16 protein-coding genes are annotated in these 23,195 nt (G+C 71.0%); 3 read left to right on the top strand and 13 right to left on the bottom strand.

Going from position 1 to position 23,195, the window contains the following annotated elements; translation table 11 throughout:
• Positions 1-119: 119 nt before the first annotated feature.
• The 3 genes from ACFU3E_RS27075 to ACFU3E_RS27065 are packed head-to-tail and all read right to left on the bottom strand — an operon-like array spanning position 120 to position 3,816.
• The gene (locus ACFU3E_RS27075) at positions 120-1,073 is read right to left on the bottom strand and encodes a carbohydrate ABC transporter permease (protein ID WP_384163436.1); all 954 of its coding nucleotides are present in this window, start codon (positions 1,071-1,073) and stop codon (positions 120-122) included.
• Positions 1,070-2,107, bottom strand: coding sequence for an ABC transporter permease (locus tag ACFU3E_RS27070; RefSeq protein ID WP_384163433.1), 1,038 nt, complete (start codon positions 2,105-2,107; stop codon positions 1,070-1,072). The genes ACFU3E_RS27075 and ACFU3E_RS27070 overlap by 4 nt, the downstream gene beginning before the upstream one ends.
• A 26-nt stretch (positions 2,108-2,133) precedes the next feature.
• Complete coding sequence (locus ACFU3E_RS27065; RefSeq protein WP_384163430.1) at positions 2,134-3,816, bottom strand: extracellular solute-binding protein; 1,683 nt, start codon at positions 3,814-3,816, stop codon at positions 2,134-2,136.
• Positions 3,817-4,187: 371 nt separating this feature from the next.
• Between ACFU3E_RS27065 and ACFU3E_RS27060 the strand changes: the two genes are divergently transcribed.
• Positions 4,188-7,025: a glycoside hydrolase family 3 C-terminal domain-containing protein gene (locus ACFU3E_RS27060; protein ID WP_384163427.1), complete on the top strand. Its 2,838-nt coding sequence runs from the start codon at positions 4,188-4,190 to the stop codon at positions 7,023-7,025.
• A 97-nt stretch (positions 7,026-7,122) separates the two neighbouring features.
• Here the strand turns inward: ACFU3E_RS27060 and ACFU3E_RS27055 are convergent, their stop codons facing one another.
• The 3 genes from ACFU3E_RS27055 to ACFU3E_RS27045 form a co-directional block, all read right to left on the bottom strand.
• Positions 7,123-8,583 carry an aldehyde dehydrogenase family protein gene (locus tag ACFU3E_RS27055; protein WP_384163424.1) on the bottom strand — a complete coding sequence of 487 codons (1,461 nt, stop codon included), beginning with the start codon at positions 8,581-8,583 and terminating at the stop codon, positions 7,123-7,125.
• A 123-nt stretch (positions 8,584-8,706) separates the two neighbouring features.
• Positions 8,707-10,380: a PucR family transcriptional regulator gene (locus ACFU3E_RS27050; protein ID WP_384163420.1), complete on the bottom strand. Its 1,674-nt coding sequence runs from the start codon at positions 10,378-10,380 to the stop codon at positions 8,707-8,709.
• Positions 10,381-10,498: 118 nt separating this feature from the next.
• On the bottom strand, positions 10,499-12,631 hold the full coding sequence (locus ACFU3E_RS27045; protein WP_384163417.1) for an ATP-binding protein: 2,133 nt from the start codon (positions 12,629-12,631) through the stop codon (positions 10,499-10,501).
• A gap of 252 nt (positions 12,632-12,883) precedes the next feature.
• On the opposite strand from ACFU3E_RS27045, the gene gabT reads away from it, so the two are divergent.
• Positions 12,884-14,218, top strand: coding sequence for a 4-aminobutyrate--2-oxoglutarate transaminase (gene gabT / locus ACFU3E_RS27040; RefSeq protein WP_384163413.1), 1,335 nt, complete (start codon positions 12,884-12,886; stop codon positions 14,216-14,218).
• Positions 14,219-14,637: 419 nt separating this feature from the next.
• Positions 14,638-15,333 carry a phosphatase PAP2 family protein gene (locus tag ACFU3E_RS27035; protein ID WP_384163410.1) on the top strand — a complete coding sequence of 232 codons (696 nt, stop codon included), beginning with the start codon at positions 14,638-14,640 and terminating at the stop codon, positions 15,331-15,333.
• On the opposite strand, the gene ACFU3E_RS27030 is transcribed toward ACFU3E_RS27035, so the two are convergent.
• The 7 genes from ACFU3E_RS27030 to ACFU3E_RS27000 form a co-directional block, all read right to left on the bottom strand.
• Positions 15,315-15,785 (bottom strand): hypothetical protein, encoded by a 471-nt coding sequence (locus ACFU3E_RS27030; RefSeq protein WP_384163408.1) that lies wholly within the window; start codon positions 15,783-15,785, stop codon positions 15,315-15,317. The two genes, ACFU3E_RS27035 and ACFU3E_RS27030, sit on opposite strands and share 19 nt — an antisense overlap.
• A 129-nt stretch (positions 15,786-15,914) precedes the next feature.
• Entirely contained in the window at positions 15,915-17,333 is a 1,419-nt protein-coding gene (locus ACFU3E_RS27025; protein ID WP_384163405.1) for an NAD(P)/FAD-dependent oxidoreductase, read from the bottom strand.
• A 17-nt stretch (positions 17,334-17,350) separates the two neighbouring features.
• On the bottom strand, positions 17,351-18,151 hold the full coding sequence (locus tag ACFU3E_RS27020; protein WP_384163402.1) for an ABC transporter permease: 801 nt from the start codon (positions 18,149-18,151) through the stop codon (positions 17,351-17,353).
• Positions 18,152-19,081, bottom strand: coding sequence for an ABC transporter permease (locus ACFU3E_RS27015; protein WP_384163399.1), 930 nt, complete (start codon positions 19,079-19,081; stop codon positions 18,152-18,154).
• The gene (locus ACFU3E_RS27010) at positions 19,081-20,235 is read right to left on the bottom strand and encodes an ABC transporter ATP-binding protein (RefSeq protein WP_384163396.1); all 1,155 of its coding nucleotides are present in this window, start codon (positions 20,233-20,235) and stop codon (positions 19,081-19,083) included. The genes ACFU3E_RS27015 and ACFU3E_RS27010 overlap by 1 nt, the downstream gene beginning before the upstream one ends.
• A complete protein-coding gene (locus tag ACFU3E_RS27005) occupies positions 20,232-21,479 on the bottom strand; it encodes a spermidine/putrescine ABC transporter substrate-binding protein (RefSeq protein ID WP_384163393.1) in 1,248 nt (415 codons plus the stop codon). The genes ACFU3E_RS27010 and ACFU3E_RS27005 overlap by 4 nt, the downstream gene beginning before the upstream one ends.
• Positions 21,480-21,535: 56 nt before the next feature.
• Positions 21,536-23,071, bottom strand: coding sequence for a gamma-aminobutyraldehyde dehydrogenase (locus ACFU3E_RS27000; RefSeq protein WP_384163390.1), 1,536 nt, complete (start codon positions 23,069-23,071; stop codon positions 21,536-21,538).
• Positions 23,072-23,195: the final 124 nt, after the last annotated feature.

Raw genomic sequence — 23,195 nt, 5'->3', positions numbered from 1 at the left:
GAGTGAAGCGTGCTGAGGGGCGGGGCTGTTCCGGCAGGCGGAGCCGCATGCCGAAGCAGCCACGACGACCCCGCGGCCGGCCGATGACAGGGGTTCCCCGCCCGTGATCCGTCAGGGCGTCAGCCCTTCACCGCGCCCGTGAGCATGCCCTTCTTGAAGTGCTTCTGGACGAAGGGGGAGAGGACGGCGACCGGCAGGAGGGCCATCACCATGACGGCCATCTGGAGGGCGAGGGCGGAGAGCTCTCCGGTGTTGACCTGGGCGGCGAGCCCGACCGGGCGTTCCTGCTTCTGGACCAGCTGGATCATCACGTTCTGCAGCGGCATCATGTCCTGGTCGGTCAGGTAGATCGACGCGTTGAACCAGGCGCTCCAGTAGCCGACCGCGTAGAAGAGCGCGATCACCGCGAGGACCGCCCGCGAGAGCGGCATCACGATCTTCCACAGGATGCGCCAGTCGCCTGCGCCGTCGATGCGGGCGCTGTCGATCAGTTCCTGGGAGATGTTCATGAAGAAGGCGCGCAGTACCAGGATGTTGAACACGCTCACCGCACTGGGCAGGATCAGCGCCAGGTAGGTGTCGGTCAGGCCGAGGGCCTGCACCAGCAGGTAGGTCGGGATCAGCCCCGCGCCGAAGAACATCGTCGCGAGCAGGGCCATCAGGATCCAGCGGTGGCCGAGCGAGCCGACGCGGGAGAGGCCGTAGGCGCACAGGACCGAGACGGTCATGCTGAACAGCGTGCCGACCAGCGTCACACCGACGCTGACCAGTGCGGCCCTCTGCACCTGGCCGCCGCTGAGGAGTTCCTGGTAGGCGATGAAGGTGATGCCCTTCGGGATCACCACCAGGCCGCCCGCCTCGTCGATGGTCTGCTTGGACTGGAGACTGGTGACGATGACGATCCACAGGGGGAAGAGGATCGAGAAGCAGGCGATGCCCAGGACGAGTCCCTTGCCCGCGAGCCCGGCCTTGGCCGGCTCCTCCTCCCAGGCCGGGCGGGGTGGGGCCGCCCAGGGGCTGGGCTTCTTCACCGGCGACGGCTCGCCGGCAGGCTTGTCGAGGACGGCGCTCATTTCTTGTACACCCCCTGCTCGCCCATGAGATGGGCGACCTTGTTCGCGGTCAGCACCAGGGCCAGGCCCACCACGCCCTTGACGAGGCCGGCGGCGGCGGCGTAGCTGAAGTCCTGGTTGCGGATGCCGTTCCACCACACATAGGTGTCGAGGACGTCGGAGGCGCCCGGCCCCACGGCTTGGCGTTGGAGCAGGAACTGCTCGAACCCGACGGTGAGGGCGTCGCCGACCCGCAGTACCAGCAGCAGGGCGATCACCGGGCGCAGGGCGGGCAGGGTGATGTGCCAGATGCGCCGCCAGCGGCCGGCACCGTCCATGGCGGCGGCCTCGTACAGGTCGTTGGAGACGGACGACAGCGCGGCGAGGAAGACGATGATGCCCCAGCCGGCGTCCTTCCAGACGGTCTCGAACGTGACCAGGTACTTGAAGAGCTCCGGGTTGGTCATCAGGTCGAAGCCCTGGTAGCCGTGCTGGCGGAGCGTCTGCGCGATGATGCCGGCGCCGCCGAAGATCTGCATGAAGACCGTGACGACCAGGACCCAGGAGAAGAAGTGCGGCAGGTACATGACCGCCTGGGCGACCGCCCGGACCCGGGGCCTGACCACACTGTTGATGAGCAGCGCGAGCAGGATCGGGATCGGGAAGTACAGCACCAGCTGGAGGAAGAAGAACATGAAGGTGTTCTGCACCGCGTGCCAGAAGGCCGAGTCCGCGAAGATCCGCTCGAACTGCTCGACGCCGATCCAGGGGCTCTCGAAGATGGCGACGAAGCCGTTTTCGCTGAGGTACGGGTCGTAGTCCTGGAAGGCGACCACGTTGCCGAGGATCGGTATGTAGTTGAAGACCAGTACCAGCAGCACGGCCGGCAACGTCATCAGGAGCAGCGTGCGGTCACGCTTGAATCTGAGCCGGAGACTCAGCTTCCCGGAGACCTTCTCGCCCCGGGGCGGGGGCCCGGCGGTGCCGGACCCCTCCGTTGTCTTCGCGCGGGTCGTCGCCTCGGTATCACTCCGAGGCACCGTGCTGTGTGACACGGCCTTCTCCTTGCTTCAGCCCCGGGTCACTTCGCCGAGCCGTTGTCGTCGAGCAGCTTCTTGTACCAGTCGCGCAGATCGTCGCCGCCCTTGCTCTTCCAGTCGGAGACCGCCTGCTGCACGTCGCTGATCTTCTTGCGGCCGCGCACGACGTCGTCCTCCAGCTGCTCGAAGTCGTCGGCGAGGTTGGCCCAGCGGTTGGGCTCGGTGACGGTCAGCCCGAAGAAGGAGGACTTCTTGGTGAAGGCGCCCATGCGCTGCTGCCACTCGACCATGCTCCGGGCGACGTCGGGGAGGTCGGGCTGGGCGATGTACGGGGCGGGGTTGCCGGTGTAGTCGAAGGCACCGTTGACCTCGTTGATGCCCTGCTGGGTCTTGGTGGGCAGGCCGCCCTTGAACTCGTAGTCGGTGCCCTCGACGCCGTAGGCGGTGAGCATGAACTCCTTGGTGCCGTACGGGGCGGCGCAGAAGTTGCAGAGGGCGAGGAAGTCCTTGATCTGCTGCTCGGAGGCCTTGTTGCTGACGAAGGTGAAGATGTTGGCCGGCTGGCTCGCCCAGAGCGTGGGGTCGCCGCCGTCGGGACCGAAGATGTCGAACGCGGCCATGTCGAAGTCCGACTTCTTGGTGCCCTGCTCGGCCGTCTTGCCCCACCAGTCGGAGATGTTGTTGTTGTAGACCAGCACCTCTCCGGCGGTGAACCGGTTGCCCGAGTTGCCTCCTGCCTTGCCGTTGACCGCGTCCGGGTGGACCACCTTGGCCGCGTAGAGCTTGCGGACCCACTCCAGGGCTTCGAGGTACTCGTCGGTCTCGATGCGGTTGATCAGCTTGTCGCCGTCCATGTTCCACCACAGCGCCTTGTCGCTGCCGGGCAGGACGCCGAAGACGTTGAACGCCGTCCACTTCATGTCGTCGCAGGCCCAGAGCTTCGACCTGGCGTCGGTGGCCTCCTTGGCCCAGGACAGGAACTCGTCCGGGCTCTTGGGGACGCTGTAGCCCTTCTTCTTGAAGAGGTCCCTGCGGTACATGGGCGCGATGTCGGTGACGTAGGAGCCGGGCATCGGGATCGCGCGCAGCTTGCCGCCGAAGATGCCGCGCTGCCAGGCCTCGGTGGGGACGGCCGCGAGGTTCGGGTACTCCTTGACCTTGTCGCCCGACAGGTACGGGCCGAGGTCGGCGAACTTGGCGTTGACCGCGCTGGGGATCCGGCCGTTCAGGTTCCAGCCGGGCACCACCACGGCGTCGGGGATGTCACTGGAGGCGAGGACCGCGCCGAGCTTCTGGTCGTAGGTGACGCCGTCCTGGTTCTGCCAGGCGACCTTGACGCCGATGGCCTCGTTCATCGCGGTGTAGTAGGGGTTGTCGCCCTTCGGCGGGGTGCCCCAGAACGGGGCCATGATCTTCAGCGTGCCGCCGCTGCCGAGCTTCTTCGGCACCGAGGTCTTCAGGTCGGCCGTCGGGATCGCCTTGGTGAAGCCGGCCGCCGAGCCGTTCTTGGCGGGGATGTCCGGCGCCACGACGCTGGACGCCACGAAGGCAGGAAGGAGCTTCTCCGCGTCCTTCCCGGACGTGGCTCCGTCCTTGCGACCCTCCTGCCCACCGCCACACGCGGCAAGCAGCGGCATCCCGCCCGCCACCGCTGCGGTGGCGACCGCCGTGGAGGCGAGGAAACTTCTCCGGCTCGGTCCGGAGGAGGCGGCGTTCGGCGTCATTGCGTCAACCCTTCATGGCGCACCAGGACACCCGGCGGAGGGCCGTCGGCTGCGGTGTCTCGAGTGGAACTGGCTGAGCCGAAGCGATAATCCGACGCGTGAGGAGGAATGCGCACCACCTGGTGGCGGACTTCACAGTCGAAGCGCTTCGATGTTGCTGCGAGGTTAGGTGAAGGCCCAAGGGTGCACAAGGGGCGATTCCAAGATTCCTCGGAGGTATGCACGATCGCGACCTGGCACATATGCCGCTTGGAACGCCGCCGAATGCCTCGACTTGCTGTGCCGGAGTCTCTTGACACCCACCCCCACGCCGATTGAGCATCGAAGCGCTTCGAAAGCGCCTCGCCGCTCCATCGCAAAGGGATTCCCACGTGAGTGCACACACGCCGCCCATGCCGCCGTTCCGCGATCCGCGCCTGCCGTTCGCGAAGCGGATCGACGACCTCCTGTCGCGGCTCACGCTCGAGGAGAAGACCGCGTTCCTGCACCAGTTCGCGCCCGCCGTGGAGCGGCTCGGCGTCGCCGCGTTCCGCACCGGCCAGGAGGCCCTGCACGGCGTGGCGTGGATGGGCGCGGCGACGGTGTTCCCGCAGTCGGTCGGCCTCGGTGCCACCTGGAACCCGGAGCTGGTGCGGCGCGTCGGCGACGCGGTGTCCAAGGAGGTCCGGGCGATGCGCGCCAAGGACGACCGGGTCGGCCTCAACGTCTGGGCCCCGACGGTCAACCTGCTGCGCCACCCCCTGTGGGGCCGCAACGAGGAGGGCTACTCGGAGGACCCGAAGCTCACCTCGGCGATCGCCACCGCCTACACGCACGGCCTGCGCGGCGACCACCCCACCTACTGGCGCACCGCGCCCGTGCTGAAGCACTGGCTGGCCCACAACAACGAGACGGACCGCTCCACGGCGTCGAGCTCGGTGCGTCCGCGCGTGCTGCACGAGTACGACCTGCGGGCCTTCCGCGACACCGTCGGCGCGGGCGCGGTGGCCGGGGTGATGCCGGCGTACAACCTGGTCAACGGCCGCCCCAACCACGTCTCCCCGTACCTGGCCGAGCACCTGCGGACCTGGACCGAGGAGGACCTGCTGGTCTGTTCGGACGCGGGCGCGCCGAGCAATCTGGTCGACTCCGAGCACTACTTCGACACCCACGAGGAGGCCACCGCCGCCTCCCTCGTCGCGGGTGTCGACAGCTTCACCGACCACGGCACGGACTCCTCGCAGATGATCGGACGGCTGCGCGGCGCTCTGGAGCGCGGTCTGCTGACCGAGGCCGACCTCGACACGGCCGTCCGCCGCCAGCTCTCGGTCCGTTTCCGGCTCGGCGAGTTCGACCCGCAGTACGACCCGCACGACGCGACGGGCGAGTTCGACACCCCGGCGCACCGCGCCCTCGCCCAGGAGGCCGCCGAGCAGGCGATCGTGCTGCTCAAGAACGACGGGATGCTGCCGCTCGCCCCGGACATCCGCATCGCGGTGGTCGGGGTGCTCGCCGACGAGTGCAAACTCGACTGGTACAGCGGCACGCTCCTCCACCGCTCGACCCCGCTGGAGGGCCTGTACGAGCGGTTCGGCGCGGACCGGGTGGAGTTCGCGGAGGGGGTGGACCGGGTCCGGCTGAAGACCTCCGCGGGTGCGTTCCTGCACGTGCCGGTGGCCGAGGGGGCCGCCGACAAGGTGCGCGGCGCCGAGGGCGCGCTCGACCCGGCGCTGCTCGCGGGACGCACCGACCTGCCCGCGCTCACGACGGACGCGACCGGCACCGAGCTGGCGCTGGTCGACTGGGGGGAGGGCGTGCTGACCCTGCGCGCGCCCGACGGCCGCTACCTCTCGGTCGCCGACGACGGCCGCGTCCGCGCCTCCGCCGACCAGCCGGGCGGCTGGGTCGTCCAGGAGACGTTCCGCCTGGAACCGCATGGGAACGGGCACCTCCTGAAGCACCTGGGGACGGGTCGCCACGTGTGTGTCTCCACCGACGGCGTGAAGGTTGCCGACGAAGATCCCGAGGTCTTCGAGCTGGTCGTCGCCGAGCGCGGTGAGGAGGCGGTGGCGCGTGCCGCCGCGGCGGCCGACGTGGTCGTGGTCGTCGCGGGCAACGACCCGCACATCAACGGCCGCGAGACCGAGGACCGTACGACCCTGCGCCTGCCCGGACAGCAGGAGCGGCTGCTGCGGGCGGCCCGCGCGGCCAACCCGGCCACCGTGCTGGCACTGGTCTCCGCCTACCCGTACGCCGTCGACCCGGCCGGTCTGCCCGCGGTGCTGTGGACGGCGCACGGCGGCCAGGCGGCCGGCACCGCCCTGGCCCGCGTGCTGGCCGGCGACGTCTCCCCCGCCGGCCGCCTCCCGCAGACCTGGTACGCCGACGACGCCGACCTGCCCGGCCTCCTCGACTACGACGTGATCGGCGCCCGCCAGACCTACCTGTACTTCGAGGGGACGCCCCTGTTCCCCTTCGGGCACGGTCTGTCGTACGCCTCGTTCGCGTACGGCGACCTGTCGGCCCGGGTCGAGGGCGGGGCGGTGCGGGTCTCCTTCTCCGTCACCAACACCGGCGACGTCACAGCCGACGAGGTGGCCCAGCTCTACACCCGGGCCGTCGGCGCGTCCGTGCCGCGTCCGCGCCGCGAGCTGCTGGACCACCGCCGTATCACCCTCGCCCCGGGGGCAACGGCCGAGCTGGACTTCGACGTCCCGGTGACCGTCTTCGGGTTCTGGGACGTCGCCCAGGACCGGTGGCGTGTGGAGCCGGGCGCGTACGAGCTGCTGGCCGGGGCGTCCAGCGAGGACGTCCGGCTGCGGACGGTGGTCACGCTCGACGGCGAGCCGACCCTGCCGCGCGCCGTCGTCGCGAACGGCCTGGCCGCGGCCGGGTTCGACGAGCAGAGCGGCATCGAGATCGTCGACCTGACGAAGGTCTCGGGCGACGCGGTGACACCGGCGGGCACGGAGGCCGGCGAACTGGTCTACCGCGCCTGCGACTTCGGGCGGGGCATCTCCGAGGTGACGGTGGAGGTGGCCGGCCAGGGCACGGTCGAGCTGTCCCTCGACGGCGGCCCGGCACTCGCGGTGCTGTCGCCCGCCACGCCGGCCTCGGGCCCGTACGACTACGTCTCGCTCGGCGCGCCGGTCGTCGCCGCGGGCGTCCACGACGTGCACCTCAGGCTGCGCGGCCCGCTGCGGCTCGCGCACGTCGGCTTCTCCGGTTGAGGGTCCGGAGCAGGCCGGCGCAGAGAAGGGGCCCGGCACCGGAAGGCATCGGTGCCGGGCCCCTTCGCGGAGCTTACATGAAAATGGTTTCCATGAGCTAGAGGTCGATGCCGGTGAGGACCAGCACACGCTCGTACGTGTAGTCCTCCATGGCGAACCGCACGCCCTCGCGGCCCACGCCGGACTGCTTGACGCCGCCGTACGGCATCTGGTCGGCGCGGTAGGACGGCACGTCTCCGATGACGACGCCGCCGACCTCGAGGGCCCGGTGGGCCCGGAAGGCGGTCTGCAGGTCGTGGGTGAACACGCCCGCCTGGAGGCCGTACTTGGAGTCGTTGACGGCGGCGAAGGCCGCGGCCTCGCCGTCCGCCTTCTGCACGGTGAGGACCGGCCCGAAGACCTCCTCGCAGGAGATCGTGACATCGTCCGGGACCTCGGCCAGGACGGTCGGCGCATAGGAGGCGCCGTCCCGCTTGCCGCCGGTGAGCAGCTGGGCACCTGCGTCGACCGCCTCCTGGACCCATGCCTCGACCCGCCGGGCGGCGTCCTCGCTGACCAGCGGGCCGACGTCGGTCGCGTCGTCGCCCGGGTCGCCGGTGACCTGGGCCTCGACGGCGGCGACGACGCGCGGCAGCAGCCGGTCGTACACCGAGGCGTCGGCGATGACCCGCTGCACGGAGATGCAGGACTGGCCGCCCTGGTAGTTGGAGAAGGTGGCGATGCGGTTCGCCGCCCGGTCCAGGTCCTCGTCGCTCGCCCAGTCGGCGAGGACGACGGCCGCGCCGTTGCCGCCCAGCTCCAGGGTGCAGTGCTTGCGCGGCGCCGAGTCCATGATCGCGTAGCCGACCTTCTCGGAGCCGGTGAAGGAGATGACGGGCAGGCGCTCGTCCTCCACGAGGGCCGGCATCTTGTCGTTGGCGACCGGCAGGATGCTCCAGGAGCCCGCCGGCAGTTCGGTCTCGGCCAGCAGGTCGCCGATGATCAGGCCGGACAGCGGGGTCGCCGGGGCCGGCTTCAGGATGATCGGGGCGCCGGCGGCGATCGCCGGGGCGATCTTGTGGGCGCACAGGTTCAACGGGAAGTTGAAGGGCGCGATGCCGAGCACCACGCCCTTCGGGAAGCGGCGGGTGAGGGCGAGCCGGCCCTGGCCGCCGAGATCGGTGTCGAGCCGCTGGGCCTCGCCGCCGTTGAACCGCCGGGCCTCCTCGGCCGCGAACCGGAACACGGACACGGCCCGCCCGACCTCGCCGCGCGCCCACTTCAGGGGCTTGCCGTTCTCGGCGGAGATCAGCCGCGCGATCTCCTCGGTGCGCTCGACCAGGCGCCTGCTGACGTGGTCGAGGGCGGCGGCCCGCACGTGGGCGGGGGTGGCGGCGAACTCGTCCAGAACGGCGTGCGCGGCGGCCACGGCCTCCTCGACCTGCACGTCCGTCGGCACGCTCACCGTGCCGACGAGCCGTCCGTCCCACGGGGAGGTGACGTCGAAGGTGTCCTCGCCGGTGGCCTGGCGGCCGGCGAGCCAGAAGGCGTGGGTGGCCGCCGCATTGTTCTTTGGCATAGGGGTTTCCGGCCCTTCGGCGTCGGGAGTGATCCTGTACTACGGGACCAACGGTAGGCGCGAGGTGGCCGAAGGGCGTTTGTCCGGGCCGTAGCAGTGAGGGACGCGGACACTACGGTTTGGCTACTCGGTGGTGGCCGCCTTCAGGGACAGCCACAGCTCCATCCGGACGTCCGGGTCGTCCAGGGACCGGCCGAGGATCTCCTCGACCCGGCGCATGCGGTAGCGCAGGGTGTGCCGGTGGACGCCGAGCTCGGCCGCCGCCGCGTCCCACTGGCCGTGCTTGGACAGCCAGGCGCGCAGGGACGCGACGAGGTCGCCGCGGCCCGTGGCGTCGTGCTCGTACAGCGGCCGCAACATGCCGTCGGCGAAGGCCCGCACCGCGTCGTCCGCCAGCAGCGGCAGCACCGATCCGGCCGCCATCTGCTCGTGCTCCACGAGGACGCGCCCGCGCCTGCGCGCCACCGACAGCGCCTGCTCGGCCTGCTTGTACGCGGCGGAGGCGGCGATGGGCCCGGCCGGTGCCGACAGACCCACGACCAGTTCGTCCTCCTCGCCGCCCGGCACCTTCTCGCGTATCCCGGCCCGGGCCGCCTCCAGAGCGGCCGCGTACTTCCCGCAGGCCTCCGCGGCGGCGCCGCCGTCCGCGGCCAGCACCACCAGCCGCTCCCCCTCCGGCACCACCAGCACGGCCTCGCCGGACCGGGCCGCCGCGGACTCCACGACGTCGGCGAGCGCCGCGAGGGGGTCGCCGCCGGTGTCGGCCGCGGTGAGCGCAGCGGCCGAGGGCCGCTCGGCGGGCGGAGCGCCCTTGCACGCCTCGGCACGAGCCAGCGCGGCCGACGCCGACACCGGCACCCGCTCCGCGACCATCATCCGGAACGGCGCGTCCAGCAGCTCGCCGTACAGGCCCCCGGCGACCGCGCGGGCGTGGTCCGGCTCCCCGGCCAGCAGCATGCGCAGCACCGCCGCACCGACCCGCTGCTCGGCCGCCTGGAGGGATCGGGAGCGTTCCGTGGTCAGGGTCAGCAGCGCGACGGCCGAGTGGACGGCGTAGCGCTCGGCGGTGCCCGGGGCGGCGGCCGTGCCCACGGCGAGGGCCGCCCGGGGGAGCCGGCCGGTGCCGATGGTGTGGAGCTCGACCCGGTCCTCGTTCTCCGGCCCGCCGACCACGGAGGAGGCGGGCGCGGGGCGGTCCCGCAGCTTCTGCACGTCACCGGTGAGCCGCGCGGCGCGCCGCCCCGCCCACTCCGGTGCCGTGGCGACGACCGCTCCCGAGGCGTCGTACAGCGCCGCCCATCCGTCGACCTGCGAGGCCAGCGCCGCCAGCAGTCCCTCCGGACCGCCGGTCTGGGCCTGCCGGGTCAGCTCGCGCTGGGCGGCGAACCCGGCGGTGACGGCCCGGTACTGGTCGGCGGCGATCGCGGCGGACACGGCCTTGCTGATGGCGAGGAACGGGGTGCGGCGCGGCACCTCCAGGAGCGGCAGACCCTCCTGCTCGGCCGCGTCGACGAGTGCCTCGGGGGTCTCCTCGTAGTTGACGCCGACGGCGAAGCCGAGCCCGACCACTCCGGCTCCGGCCAGCCGCCGGACGTAGCGGCGCATGGCCTCCGGGTCCTCGGCGTCGAGCTTGAGCGCGGTGATCAGCAGCAGTTCCCCGCCCTCCATGTAGGGGACGGGGTCGGCGAGCTCGCTGACGTGCGCCCAGCGGACCGGCACGTCGAGGCGGCCCTCGCCCGCCCGCACGGTCAGTTTCAGCGCGGAGTGGTGGACGAGCGAGGCGAGCGTCGGGGGCATGAGGCCTTCTGCGTCAGGGCTGTGGGAACTCTGTGGTCATTTGGCCGCCGCGTATGAACGACCTGTGACGATTCTGCCTCACTGTACGGTCCCGCGTACCCGCACGGGTGGGAAGGGGTCAGCCCCGCAGATCCACCAGCAGCGGTGGCGCGTGCTCGCCTCTGACGTCGGTCAGCGACAGCACCGCGTGCCCCGCCGGCACGCCGTGCGCCAGCTCGGAGGCGGACCAGCGCTCCCGCTCGACCTGGCGCACGGTCACCGCCCGCGCGGTCGGGGCCTTGCCGGTGATCACCCGGCGCAGCATGTGCACGGCCTTGCCCGCCGGGGTCTCGGCGATGATCTGCCGGTCGGTGACGTCGCGGGCCTCGGTCCACTCCTTGCCCCACACCTCGGCGAAGTCCTGCCCGTCCCACGGCGTGAGCCCCGACAGCGCCATCCGGCATCCCGTGGCCCCGAGCAGCGGCCCGCGCAGCGGCCGGGCCACGTCGTCCAGGGTCCGCAGGGTGAGCACGACCCCGGCGTTGCCGGACCGCAGCCGCTGGATGCCGCGCACGGCCTCGGGCGTCACCACCCCGGTCGCGTCGTCCAGCAGCAGGCAGGCGAACAGCGACCGGTCCTCGCGTACGGCGACACTCGCCGTGAACTGCGCGAGGACCAGCCGCGCCAGCATCCGGGAGGCGTCGGCGTGCCCGCGCTGGGGCAGGTCGATGCGCACCCGCACCGGGTGGTCGAGGGACTTGAGCGTGAAGGGCCGGGACTGCCCGGAGGTGTCGAAGAACCCGGCGAAGGCGGGCCGGTCGAGCAGCGCGACGCGATCGCCCAGCACCCCGCCGACGTCCCCGGGCTGCCCCATCTGCCGCTCCCGGGCGTCGAGCTCCCGCAGCAGCGACTCCTGCCCGGCCTCCTGGAGCCCCTGCCGCAACGCGGCGAACGGCCCCGGCGCGCCGTCCAGCAGCTGCCGCAGCTCCGGGACGGAGGGGAAACGCCCGTGGACGGCCCGGAACGGCCCGAGCAGCTGGGCGAGGACGGTGGTGGACCGGCGGCTGTCGCTGCCGGGGTGCGGGTCGGCGAGATCCCCGACGAGTGCCTCGGCGAGCACGGCCGCGGCCTCGTCCGGGTCGGTGGTGCCTCCGTACAGATCGAGGTCGTACTCGGACTCCTGGTTCCCGATCCGTACGACCACGTCGTAGGCGTCGGCCGGCCCGAGCCCCGCACCGGCCGCCCCGACGACGACCACGGCGGCGCGCCCGGCGAGGGCGTGCAGGCAGAGCGACTCGGCGAGGGGACGGACGACGGTCCCGGTCTTGCCGGAGCCGGCGGGGCCGACGGCGACGAGCGAGGTGCCGAGCAGGTCGGGGCTGAGGGCCAGCCCCGTGCCGCGGTAGGCGTACGGGTTGCGGGCGTCGTCCACGGTGGTCCCGAGCCGCACCTGTCCGGTGACGAGGTCGTGCCGGGCGAGCCGGGCGGGGAGGTCGCGCTCCCCGGAGGGGTGGAGGCACGCGGCGGCGCCGTCCTTGAGCACCGCACCGCTGAAGGTGGCGAGGCTGTGCCGTCCGGTGCGCACGCCCTGCCAGGCACGGACGATCCGGGCGTGGTCGACGTCCCGCATCAGCCCGGAGCGGGCCTCGGTGGCGAGCCGCTCGGCGGCGTCGGCGGCCCCGGCGGCGCGCAGCTCGTTCCACTGGGCCGGGTCGTCCTCGGGGGTCGTGCGGACCTCCTGGGCCTCCGGCCGGCGGAAGCGGGGGGTGACGAAGCGGCGCCACACCTCGCCCCAGCGGCCGAACCGGGCCGCCCCGACCATGATCGCCAGGGCGACGAGCAGCTCGTACCCCTGGTAGACGATGAACGTCCCGGTCTCCCCGAGAGCGCTGTCGCCGCCGCGCCAGGCGTCGGGGACGATCAGGTCGAACGGGAGCCACCACCAGTTGCCGAGGTACCCGTTCTGCAGCAGCGACCAGATCAGCCATCCCACGAGGAAGGCGATCAGCGCCCCGCTCAGCAGCTGCCGGGTGGGGATCTCCTCGGGTTCCTCCGCGGGCCGTGGCCGGTGCCCGAAGCGCCACACGCCCGGTGCGGCGTCGGGCCGTGGCGCGCGCAGCCAGGTGAGGAACGCCGACCCGTCCGGCAGCGGCGGCATTCCCGGTGCCCGGGGCGGCCGGGGAGGCATCGCGGGCACCTCCGGAGGTCCCGCCGGGCGCGGCACGGGACTCGCATGCGTACCCCGCGCGTCCTGCGTCCCGTCGCTGTCCATCGCCCTTGCCCCCTGACCAGCCGCTCCGTCCACCATCAGCGAGCCAATCTAACGCCCTCTCCTGGGGAGTTCACCGCTTACACGGCCGGGTCGTGGGCACCGGCTCACGAGACTGCCATGTCCACCCCGGACAAGGCGCTCCGCCGACAACGCCCACATGGAGCATGCCCACCCCCCTTCCCCCGCCCTAGCCTGCGAGAAAGAAGCAAAGAGCGTCCGTCAAGACCATCCGCACCACCCCAGGAGCCCCGCATGACCGCACTTCCGCAGGAGCGCCGCGTCGTCACCGCCATTCCCGGTCCGAAGTCGCAGGAGCTGCAGGCACGCCGTACCGCCGCGGTCGCGCAGGGCGTGGGGTCCGTGCTGCCCGTGTTCACGGCGCGGGCCGGCGGCGGGATCATCGAGGACGTCGACGGCAACCGGCTGATCGACTTCGGGTCGGGCATCGCCGTGACCTCCGTGGGCGCCTCCGCCGAGGCCGTCGTACGGCGGGCGACGGCGCAGCTCGCCGACTTCACCCACACCTGTTTCATGGTCACGCCCTACGAGGGGTACGTCGAGGTCGCCGAGGCGCTCGCCGAGCTGACCCCCGGTGACCACGCCAAGAAGAGCGCCCTGTTCAACTCCGGCGCCGAGGCCGTCGAGAACGCCGTGAAGATCGCGCGGGCGTACACCAAGCGGCAGGCCGTCGTCGTGTTCGACCACGGGTACCACGGGCGCACCAACCTGACGATGGCGCTGACCTCGAAGAACATGCCGTACAAGCACGGCTTCGGCCCGTTCGCGCCCGAGGTGTACCGGGTGCCGGTGGCATACGGCTACCGCTGGCCGACCGGGGCCGAGAACGCCGGCCCCGAGGCCGCCGCGCAGGCCATCGACCAGATCAGCAAGCAGGTCGGCGCGGAGAACGTCGCCGCGGTCATCATCGAGCCGCTGCTCGGCGAGGGCGGTTTCATCGAGCCGGCCAAGGGCTTCCTGCCGGCGATCCGCGAGTTCGCCTCCGACCACGGCATCGTCTTCGTCGCCGACGAGATCCAGTCCGGCTTCTGCCGTACGGGCCAGTGGTTCGCGTGTGAGGACGAGGGCATCGTCCCGGACCTCATCACGACGGCGAAGGGCATCGCCGGCGGTCTGCCGCTCGCGGCCGTCACCGGGCGCGCCGAGATCATGGACGCCGCGCACGCCGGCGGCCTGGGCGGCACCTACGGCGGCAACCCGGTCGCCTGCGCGGGTGCGCTCGGCTCGATCGAGACGATGAAGGAGCTCGACCTCAACGCCAGGGCGCAGCACATCGAGTCGGTCATGAAGGCCCGCCTCACCGCCATGGCCGAGAAGTACGACGCCATCGGGGATGTCCGCGGCCGCGGCGCCATGATCGCCATCGAGCTGGTCAAGGACCGCGCCACCAAGGAGCCGAACCCGGAGGCGACCGCCGCACTGGCCAAGGCGTGCCACGCCGAGGGCCTGCTGGTCCTGACCTGTGGCACGTACGGCAACGTGCTCCGCTTCCTGCCGCCGCTGGTCATCGGCGAGGACCTGCTGAACGAGGGCCTCGACATCATCGAGCAGGCGTTCTCCCGCATCTGAACCGCCCGCCGCGCGCATCTGAGCCACCGTCCGGGCAGCTGGGCCGCCCCGGTTCCGCTACCGGGAGGGCGAGCCGCAGAGCGTGTGAAGAAGGTGTGCGAGGTGGATGACAGGGGGCTCTGCGGCCTGTCCAGCGCCCTGCCCCTGTCGTAGGTTCTACCCAGATGAGAGATACACCCCGCCCACAGGGGACTGTGGGTGACATCAGGCCGGGGCCTCCCCAGCTTCGACCTGGTCGTGCCCTCGCGCACACAACCAGAGCCTGAGGCTCTGGATCTCCTCACCGATCGGACAGTCGCCCGCCCCAAACCCCCCGGGGCGCGCGGCGTTCCGGTCCGGACGGCCGCCTCCGGAACACCCCCCCCTGTTCCGGGGGCGGCCGACCTCCCTCCCCCGGCGTCCGTGCCAGGCTGTGCCCCATGCCGATCCCCGCGAACCAGGAGCGCGCCGCGTCCGCCGCGCGGGCCAGGAGAACACACCCGGGCACCCTGACCCTCCTGTTCGGCCTTCCCGCCCTGCTGTTCGCCCTGATCACCTGGCAGGTCGTCGCCGACGGCCCGCTCGTCCGGCTCGACGAACGTCTCAGCCGCGTCCTCGTGAACCCGGACCGCTGCTCCGAACTCCTCGCCGACCTGGGCAACATCCAGGTCGCCGTCCCGGTCCTCGCCGTCGCGCTCGGGTACGCCGCCGTGCGCCACCGTCGGACCGGCGCGGACCGCTGGTGGCCGCCCGTCGCCGCGGCGGTCGTGCTCATGGCCCTGGTCCCGGCGCTGGTCGTGCCGCTGAAGGAACTCACCGCCCGCCCGGGCACCCCGGCCGTCCCGCCCGGCACCGGCTACTACCCCTCGGGCCACACCGCCACCGCCGCCATCGCCTACGGCTCCGCGACCCTGCTCCTGCTCCCCTTGCTCCGCGCGGCCCTGGCCCGCCGCGCCCTGGTCACCCTCTGCTTCGCGCTGGTCCTCGGCGCGAGCTACGGCCTGGTCCGCCGCGGCTACCACTGGCCACTGGACGTGGTGGGCAGCTGGTGTCTGGGCGCGGTGCTGCTGTCGTCGCTGTGGCTGTACGTCCGGACGGCGAGGACGCCCGGCCGGTCTCAAGCGCCGGGTCCCTGACCGTCGTTCTCCGTCGCAAGCCCCGCCGCCGCCTCGTGCATCGCCAGTTCCAGCAGGGCCGGGTCCGTCAGCAGGCCCGACCCGTCCGGTGGCACCAGCCAGCGGACGCCGCCCGGTGAGGAACGGCCCGGGTACGGAACGACGATCCACGTGCCGGCGCCCGCCGTACGGATGCCCGTGCCGAGCCAGCGTGCCGCGGTGCCCGGCGGCACGAAGAAGCCCATGCGCGCGTCACCGAAGTCGACGAGCACGGGCCCCGGCCGGTCCAGAACACGGCTCAGCACGTCGAGCGTGGCGTAGCCGAGCTCGCCGGGCAGGATGAGCACGTCCCAGGCGCTGCCGGCCGGCAGCAGCGCCACCCCGAGCGGGTTGCGCTCCCACTCCCAGCGGCAGGCCTCGGGATCGGGTGCGACGGACGCGAGCCACTCCACCGCCGTCTTCGCCCCTGTCATCAGGAAGACCCCCATCTCTCTCGTGAATCTCGCGGACGCGCAGCGCGTCACGGGGGAGAGGGAGGTCTCCTGGTGGTCATTACGCGGATTCCGGCACCTCGTTGGAGTGAACCGGATCACACCCGTACGTCAGCTGTCGAAGCCGAGGCCCAGCTTGTCCATCGTCCGCAGCCACAGGTTGCGGCGTCCGCCCCGCGCGTCCGCCCGCGCCAGTGACCACTTGGTGAGGGCGATGCCCGTCCAGGCGAACGGCTCGGGCGGGAACGGCAGCGGCTTCCTGCGGACCATCTCCAGCCCGGTGCGGTCGGTGCGCTCCCCCGCCAGCAGGTCCAGCATCACCTCGGCGCCGAACCGGGTGGCACCGACCCCGAGGCCGGTGTACCCGGCCGCGTAGGCCACCTTGCCCTGGTGAGCGCTGCCGAAGAACGCCGAGAAGCGGGAGCAGGTGTCGATCGCGCCGCCCCAGGCGTGGCTGAAGCGGACGCCCTCCAGCTGCGGGAAGCAGGTGAAGAAGTGCCCGGCGAGCTTGGCGTAGGTCTCGGGGCGGTCGTCGTACTCGGCGCGGACCCGGCCGCCGTAGGGGTAGATCGCGTCGTAGCCGCCCCAGAGGATCCGGTGGTCGGCGGACAGGCGGAAGTAGTGGAACTGGTTGGCGCTGTCGCCGAGGCCCTGGCGGTTCTTCCAGCCGATGGACGCCAGCTGGTCGGTGGTGAGCGGCTCGGTCATGAGCGCGTAGTCGTAGACCGGGACGGTGTACGAGCGGACGCGTCTGACCAGGTTCGGGAAGATGTTGGTGCCGAGGGCGACCCGGCGGGCCCGGATCCGGCCGTAGGGGGTGCGTACGGCCATGCCCGCGCCGTACGGCTTCAGGGTCAGGGCGGGGGTGTGCTCGTAGACGCGCACGCCCAGGTCCGCACACGCCCGCTTCAGGCCCCAGGCGAGTTTCGCGGGGTTCAGCATGGCGACGCCCCTGCGGTCCCACAGGCCGGCCTGGAAGGTGGGTGAGTTCACCTGCTCCCGTACGGCTTCGGCGTCCAGGTACTCGATGCCGTCCGCGAGGCCCTGGCGGGAGGTCTCCTCGTGCCACTCGCGGAGTTCGCGCGCCTGGTAGGGCTCGGTGGCGACGTCGATCTCGCCGGTGCGTTCGAAGTCGCAGTCGATGGCGTGCCGGCCGACCGCGGCCTCGATCTCGTCGAGGTTGCGGGCGCCCAGCTCCTGGAGCTTGTGGATCTCGTCGGGCCAGCGGGTGAGGCCGTTGGGCAGGCCGTGGGTGAGGGAGGCGGCGCAGAATCCGCCGTTGCGGCCGGAGGCGGCCCAGCCCACCTCGCGGCCCTCCACCAGCACCACGTCCCGCTGCGGGTCGCGCTCCTTGGCGATCAGCGCCGTCCACAGTCCGCTGTAACCGCCGCCGACGACCAGCAGGTCGCAGGTCTCGGAGGTGGTGAGGGCGGGTTCGGGACGGGGCCGGCCGGGGTCGTCCAGCCAGTACGGGACCGGCTGGGCGTCGGAAAGTGAACGGATCCACCGATTCATGGCGCTCGGGGCCATGATGTCAACTCCCTACGTTATGCCTTCTGCCTGTTGCGGCGGTTTCCGGCAAGCATGGAAACCAGGACGAACAGCACGGCGACGACGAACATGGCCGTGCCGATGACATTGATCTGGACGGGCGTTCCACGCTGCGCCGAGCCCCACACGAACATGGGGAAGGTGACGGTCGAACCGGCGTTGAAATTGGTGATGATGAAGTCGTCGAAGGAGAGGGCGAAAGCGAGCAGTGCGCCCGCCGCGATGCCGGGTGCCGCGATCGGCAGCGTGACCCGGACGAAGGTCTGGAACGGCCCCGCGTACAGGTCCCGTGCCGCCTCCTCCAGTTTGGGATCCATCGACATCACACGCGCCTTGACGGCCGTGACCACGAAACTCAGGCAGAACATGATGTGGGCGATGAGAATCGTCCAGAAGCCCAGCTGTGCGCCCATGTTGAGGAACAGGGTGAGCAGCGAGGCGGCCATGACGACCTCGGGCATCGCCATCGGCAGGAAGATCAGCGAGTTCACGGCGCCGCGGGCGCGGAACCGGTAGCGGACCAGGGCGAAGGCGATCAGGGTGCCGAGGAGGGTGGCGCCGAGCGTCGCCCAGAAGGCGATCTGGAGGCTGAGGGACAGCGAGCCGCACAGTCCGGAGACGCCGCACGGGTCCTTCCAGGCGTCCAGGGAGAACTGCTGCCATGTGTAGTTGAAGCGCCCCTTCGGTTTGTTGAAGGAGAACACCGTGACGATGACGTTCGGCAGGAGCAGATAGCCGAGGGTCAGCAGTCCCGCGATGACGACGAGATTTCTCTTGAGCCAGTTGACGAAGGGCATTTAGACCAGATCCTCCGTCCCGGACCTGCGGATGTAGAGGGTGACCATGAGCAGGATGGCCGCCATGAGGATGAAGGAGAGCGCCGCGGCCGTCGGATAGTCGAGGACTCTCAGGAACTGCGTCTGGATGACGTTTCCGACCATGCGGGTGTCGGTGGAGCCGAGCAGATCGGCGTTCACGTAGTCACCGGCCGCCGGAATGAAGGTCAGCAGCGTGCCGGAGACGACCCCCGGCATCGACAGCGGGAAGGTGACCTTGCGGAAGGTCGTCGAGGGGCGTGCGTACAGATCGCCCGCGGCCTCGTGGAGCCGTCCGTCGATGCGCTCCAGCGAGGTGTAGAGCGGAAGGATCATGAACGGCAGGAAGTTGTACGTCAGACCGCAGACCACCGCGAGCGGAGTGGCCAGGACGCGGTCGCCGGCGGTCCAGCCGAGCCAGCTGGTGACGTCCAGGACGTGCAGCGTGTTGAGCGCGCCGACGACGGGGCCGCCGTCCGCGAGGATCGTCTTCCAGGCGAGGGTGCGGATCAGGAAGCTGGTGAAGAACGGCGCGATCACCAGGATCATGATCAGGTTCCGGTAGCGGCCCGCGCGGAAGGCGATCAGATACGCGAGCGGGTAGCCGAGCAGCAGGCACAGGATCGTGGCGGTGCCCGCGTAGAGCACCGAGCGGACGAACTGCGGCCAGTAGTCGGACAGCGCGTCCCAGTAGGTGGCGAAGTGCCAGGTGACCTGGTAGCCCTCCTCCAGGGAGCCCGTCTGCACGGACGTGGAGGCCTGGTAGATCATCGGCAGCGCGAAGAACACCAGCAGCCAGAGGATGCCGGGCAGCAGCAGCCAGTACGGGGTCAGGTGGCCCCGGCGTTTCGGTGGCTTCGGTTCGGGCGCTTTAGGCGCGAGGGGCGGTGGCGCCTCGGTGAGTGTCGACATCAGGCCGCCTCTTCCACTCCGGCCTCGGCGTCCTGCGCGGCGTCCAGGCCGAAGGTGTGGGCCGGGTTCCAGTGCAGGACGACCTCGGCGCCGGGGACCAGGCGGGGGTCGCGGTCGATGTTCTGGGCGTAGACCTCGAAGTCCGGGCAGACCGGGCTGTCGACGACGTACTGCGTGGAGACGCCGATGAAGCTGGAGTCGGCGATCCGGCCCGTGATGCGGTTGCGGCCCTCGGGTATCTCGCCGGCGTCGTCCGCGTGGGTGAGGGAGATCTTCTCCGGGCGGACGCCGGCCAGCACCCTGCCGCCGGTCGAGGTGGGCGCGGAACATCGCACTTCGGGCAGGACGAGCTTCCCGCCGCCCGCCTTCAGCACGACCTCTCCGCCGCTCTTGGAGTCGACCTCGGCCTCGATGAAGTTCGAGGTGCCGAGGAAGTTGGCGACGAAGGTGGTGCGCGGGTTCTCGTAGAGGTCGGTGGGCGCGCCCAGCTGCTCGACACGGCCCGCGTTCATCACGGCGACCGTGTCGGCCATCGTCATGGCCTCCTCCTGGTCGTGCGTGACGTGTACGAAGGTGATGCCGACCTCGGTCTGGATGCGCTTGAGCTCCAGCTGCATCTGGCGGCGCAGCTTCAGGTCGAGGGCGCCGAGCGGCTCGTCGAGCAGCAGCACCTTGGGGTGGTTGATCAGCGCGCGGGCCACGGCGACGCGCTGCTGCTGGCCGCCGGAGAGCTGGTGCGGCTTCTTGCGGGCCTGCTCGCCGAGTTGCACGAGCTCCAGCATCTCCTCGACCTGCTTCTTCACCGACTTCAGGCCGCGACGGCGCAGGCCGAAGGCGACGTTCTCGAAGATGTCGAGGTGCGGGAAGAGGGCGTACGACTGGAAGACGGTGTTCACCGGCCGCTTGTACGGCGGCAGGGCCGTCACGTCCTGGTCGCCCAGGAAGACGGTGCCGGAGGAAGGTTCCTCCAGGCCGGCGATCATGCGCAGGGTGGTGGTCTTGCCGCAGCCCGAGGCGCCGAGCAGGGCGAAGAAGGAGCCCTGCGGCACGGTCAGATCGAGCGGATGGACGGCGGTGAAGGCGCCGTAGGTCTTGGCTATGCCCGTCAGGCGGACGTCGCCGGTGGAGTCCGTCTTGTTCGTCATGGTGGTCACGCCCCCGTCAGCTTCGCGAACTTCGCTTCGAACTCGGTCTCTTCCTTCGAGCTCAGCGAGCGGAAGGCGTGTGACTTGGCGGCCATGGCCTTGTCGGGGATGATCAGCGGGTTGTTCGCCGCGTCCTCGTCGATCTTCTCCAGTTCGGCCTTCACGCCGTCGACGGGGCACACGTAGTTGATGTACGCGGCGAGTTCGGCGGCCGCCTTCGGCTCGTAGTAGAAGTCGATGAGCCGCTCGGCGTTGGTCTTGTGCCGGGCCTTGTTGGGGATCAGCAGGTTGTCGGTCGACGTCATGTAGCCGCTGTCCGGGATGAGGAAGTCGATGTCGGGGCTGTCCGCCTTGAGCTGGACGACGTCCCCGGCCCAGGCGACACAGGCCGCGAAGTCGCCCTTGGTCAGGTCCGAGGTGTAGTCGTTGCCGGTGAAGCGGCGGATCTGGCCCTTGTCGACGGCCTTCTGCAGGCGGGCGATGGCCGCGTCGTAGTCGTCGGCGGTGAAGTCCGCCGGGTCCTTGCCCATGTCGAGCAGCGTCATGCCGACGCTGTCGCGCATCTCCGACAGGAAACCCACCCGGCCCTTGAGCTCGGGGTTGTCCAGCAGGTCGGATATCGACGTCACCTCGACGCCGTCGAGGGCCTTCTTGTTGTACGCGATGACGGTCGAGATGCCCTGCCAGACGTACGAGTAGGCGCGGCCCGGGTCCCAGTCGGGGTTGCGGAACTGGGCCGAGAGGTTGGCGTAGGCGTGCGGCAGGTTGCTCGGGTCGAGTTTCTGCACCCAGCCGAGGCGGATGAGGCGGGCGGCCAGCCAGTCGGTGAGGACGATCAGGTCGCGGCCGGTGTCCTGGCCCGCGGCGAGCTGCGGCTTGATCTTGCCGAAGAACTCGTTGTTGTCGTTGATGTCCTCGCTGTACTTGACCTTGATGCCGGTGCGCTTGGCGAACTGCTCCAGCGTCGGGTGGTGCTTGCCGCTGTCGTCGACGTCCATGTACTCGGTCCAGTTGGAGAAGTTCACCGTCTTCTCCTTGGCCGAGTGGTCCTCGGCCGAGACGCCGCCCTGCGACTTGCCGGCCGCCGGGATGCCGCAGGCGCTCAGCGTCCCCAGACCGCCGACGGCGAGCGCGCCGCCCGCGGAGGCGCGCAGCAGCGACCGCCGGGTGAGGGCGGCCCTGCCGTTCCTGAAACTGCGCCGCATGGCGGCCACTTGGGCCGGGGACAGGCGGTCGGGCTCGTACTGCTCCATGCGCGTGGTGCCCTTTCGGAGGGTGGACGGCCGGTGGTCAGGCGGCCTGCAGACGACTATCGGTCCCCGAACACGGTGCGGTGCCAGTCCTTGGCGGCCACCGCGGTGTTGTCGAACATGACGTGCTTGAGCTGGGTGTACTCCTCGAACGAGTACGCGGACATGTCCTTGCCGTAGCCGGAGGACTTGTAGCCGCCGTGCGGCATCTCGCTGATGATCGGGATGTGGTCGTTAATCCAGACACAGCCGGCCTTGATCTCACGCGTGGCCCGGTTCGCGCGGTACACGTCCCGGCTCCAGGCGGACGCGGCCAGCCCGTACGGGGTGTCGTTGGCGAGTGCGAGTCCCTCGTCGTCGGTGTCGAACGGCAGCACGACCAGGACCGGTCCGAAGATCTCGGCCTGGACGACCTCGCTGTCCTGAGCCGCGTCGGCGATCAGGGTGGGCCGGTAGTAGGCGCCCTTGGCGAGCTCCCCCTCGGGAGCCTCGCCGCCGGTCACCACGCGCGCGTAGGCCCGCGCCCGGTCCACGAACCCGGCGACCCGGTCCCGCTGCACGTGGGAGATCAGCGGTCCGAGGTCGGTGCCGGCGGCGAAGGGGTCGCCGAGCCGGACCGTCTCCATGAGCGCCGCGGTCCGCTCCACGAAGGCCTCGTACAGCGGCCGCTGCACGTACGCGCGCGTGGCGGCCGTGCAGTCCTGCCCGGTGTTGATGAGGGAGCCCGCGACCGCGCCGTGCGCGGCGGCCTCCAGGTCGGCGTCGTCGAAGACCACGAAGGGCGCCTTGCCGCCGAGCTCCAGGTGGAGGCGCTTGACGGTGGCGGTGGCGACCTCGGCGACGCGCTTGCCGACGGCGGTGGAGCCGGTGAAGGACGTCATGGCCACGTCCGGGTGGCCGACGAGGCGCTCGCCGGCCACCCTGCCGGTGCCGGTGACGATGTTGATCACGCCGTCCGGGATCCCGGCGTCGGTGGCTGCCTGGGCGAAGAGCAGCGAGGTCAGCGGGGTGAGCTCGGCGGGCTTCAGGACGATGGTGTTGCCCGCCGCGACCGCCGGGAGGATCTTCCAGGCGGCCATCTGGAGGGGGTAGTTCCAGGGCGCGATCGACCCGACGACCCCGATGGGCTCGCGCCGCACGTACGAGGTGTGGTCGCCGGAGTACTCGCCGGCCGACTGTCCCTGGAGATGCCGTGCGGCACCGGCGAAGAAGGCGGCGTTGTCGATGGTGCCGGGGACGTCGAACTCGCGGGTCAGCTTCAGCGGCTTGCCGCACTGGAGCGACTCGGCGCGGGCGAAGTCCTCGGCCCGGTCGGCGAGGACCGCGGCGAACCGGTGCAGGGCGTCGGACCGCTCGCCGGGGGTGGCTCCCGCCCAGCCGGGGAAGGCCGCGCGGGCGGCGGCGACGGCCCGGTCGACGTCGGCCGTGCCCGCCAGCTCGTAGCTGAGGACCTCCTCGCCGGACGCCGGGTCGACGACGGCGTGCGTACGGCCGGAGGTGCCCCTGGTCAGGCGCCCCGCGATGTACTGCGCGCCCTGCGCGAAGCGCTCCTCTGCCGGGAATCGGTCCGGGGTGGCAGTGCCCGGGTTGTGCATGTCGCTCTCCTCCGTGTCCCCTGATGGGGCCGGCGTGGCTCAGGCTCGATTTGAGTGCCGATCCTGACAGAGGTATGGCATGCCAACAAGTGATTCCGTTGTTGAATTTTGGTTACGCGACGGA

It is taken from the genome of Streptomyces sp. NPDC057424 (assembly GCF_042803315.1).
Lineage (GTDB): Bacteria > Actinomycetota > Actinomycetes > Streptomycetales > Streptomycetaceae > Streptomyces.
This window is presented reverse-complemented; position numbering and strand designations above follow the sequence as displayed.

Excerpts from the sequence above, each read along its gene's own strand:
- ACFU3E_RS27065 (WP_384163430.1), bottom strand. The coding sequence starts at position 3,816 with ATGACGCCGAACGCCGCCTCCTCCGGACCGAGCCGGAGAAGTTTCCTC.
- ACFU3E_RS27015 (WP_384163399.1), bottom strand. The coding sequence starts at position 19,081 with ATGTCGACACTCACCGAGGCGCCACCGCCCCTCGCGCCTAAAGCGCCC.
- ACFU3E_RS27055 (WP_384163424.1), bottom strand. The coding sequence starts at position 8,583 with ATGCCAAAGAACAATGCGGCGGCCACCCACGCCTTCTGGCTCGCCGGC.
- ACFU3E_RS27025 (WP_384163405.1), bottom strand. The coding sequence starts at position 17,333 with ATGGCCCCGAGCGCCATGAATCGGTGGATCCGTTCACTTTCCGACGCC.
- ACFU3E_RS27050 (WP_384163420.1), bottom strand. The coding sequence starts at position 10,380 with ATGCCCCCGACGCTCGCCTCGCTCGTCCACCACTCCGCGCTGAAACTG.
- ACFU3E_RS27005 (WP_384163393.1), bottom strand. The coding sequence starts at position 21,479 with ATGGAGCAGTACGAGCCCGACCGCCTGTCCCCGGCCCAAGTGGCCGCC.
- ACFU3E_RS27045 (WP_384163417.1), bottom strand. The coding sequence starts at position 12,631 with ATGGACAGCGACGGGACGCAGGACGCGCGGGGTACGCATGCGAGTCCC.
- ACFU3E_RS27030 (WP_384163408.1), bottom strand. The coding sequence starts at position 15,785 with ATGACAGGGGCGAAGACGGCGGTGGAGTGGCTCGCGTCCGTCGCACCC.
- ACFU3E_RS27000 (WP_384163390.1), bottom strand. The coding sequence starts at position 23,071 with ATGCACAACCCGGGCACTGCCACCCCGGACCGATTCCCGGCAGAGGAG.
- ACFU3E_RS27035 (WP_384163410.1), top strand. The coding sequence starts at position 14,638 with ATGCCGATCCCCGCGAACCAGGAGCGCGCCGCGTCCGCCGCGCGGGCC.
- ACFU3E_RS27020 (WP_384163402.1), bottom strand. The coding sequence starts at position 18,151 with ATGCCCTTCGTCAACTGGCTCAAGAGAAATCTCGTCGTCATCGCGGGA.
- ACFU3E_RS27075 (WP_384163436.1), bottom strand. The coding sequence starts at position 1,073 with ATGAGCGCCGTCCTCGACAAGCCTGCCGGCGAGCCGTCGCCGGTGAAG.
- gabT (WP_384163413.1), top strand. The coding sequence starts at position 12,884 with ATGACCGCACTTCCGCAGGAGCGCCGCGTCGTCACCGCCATTCCCGGT.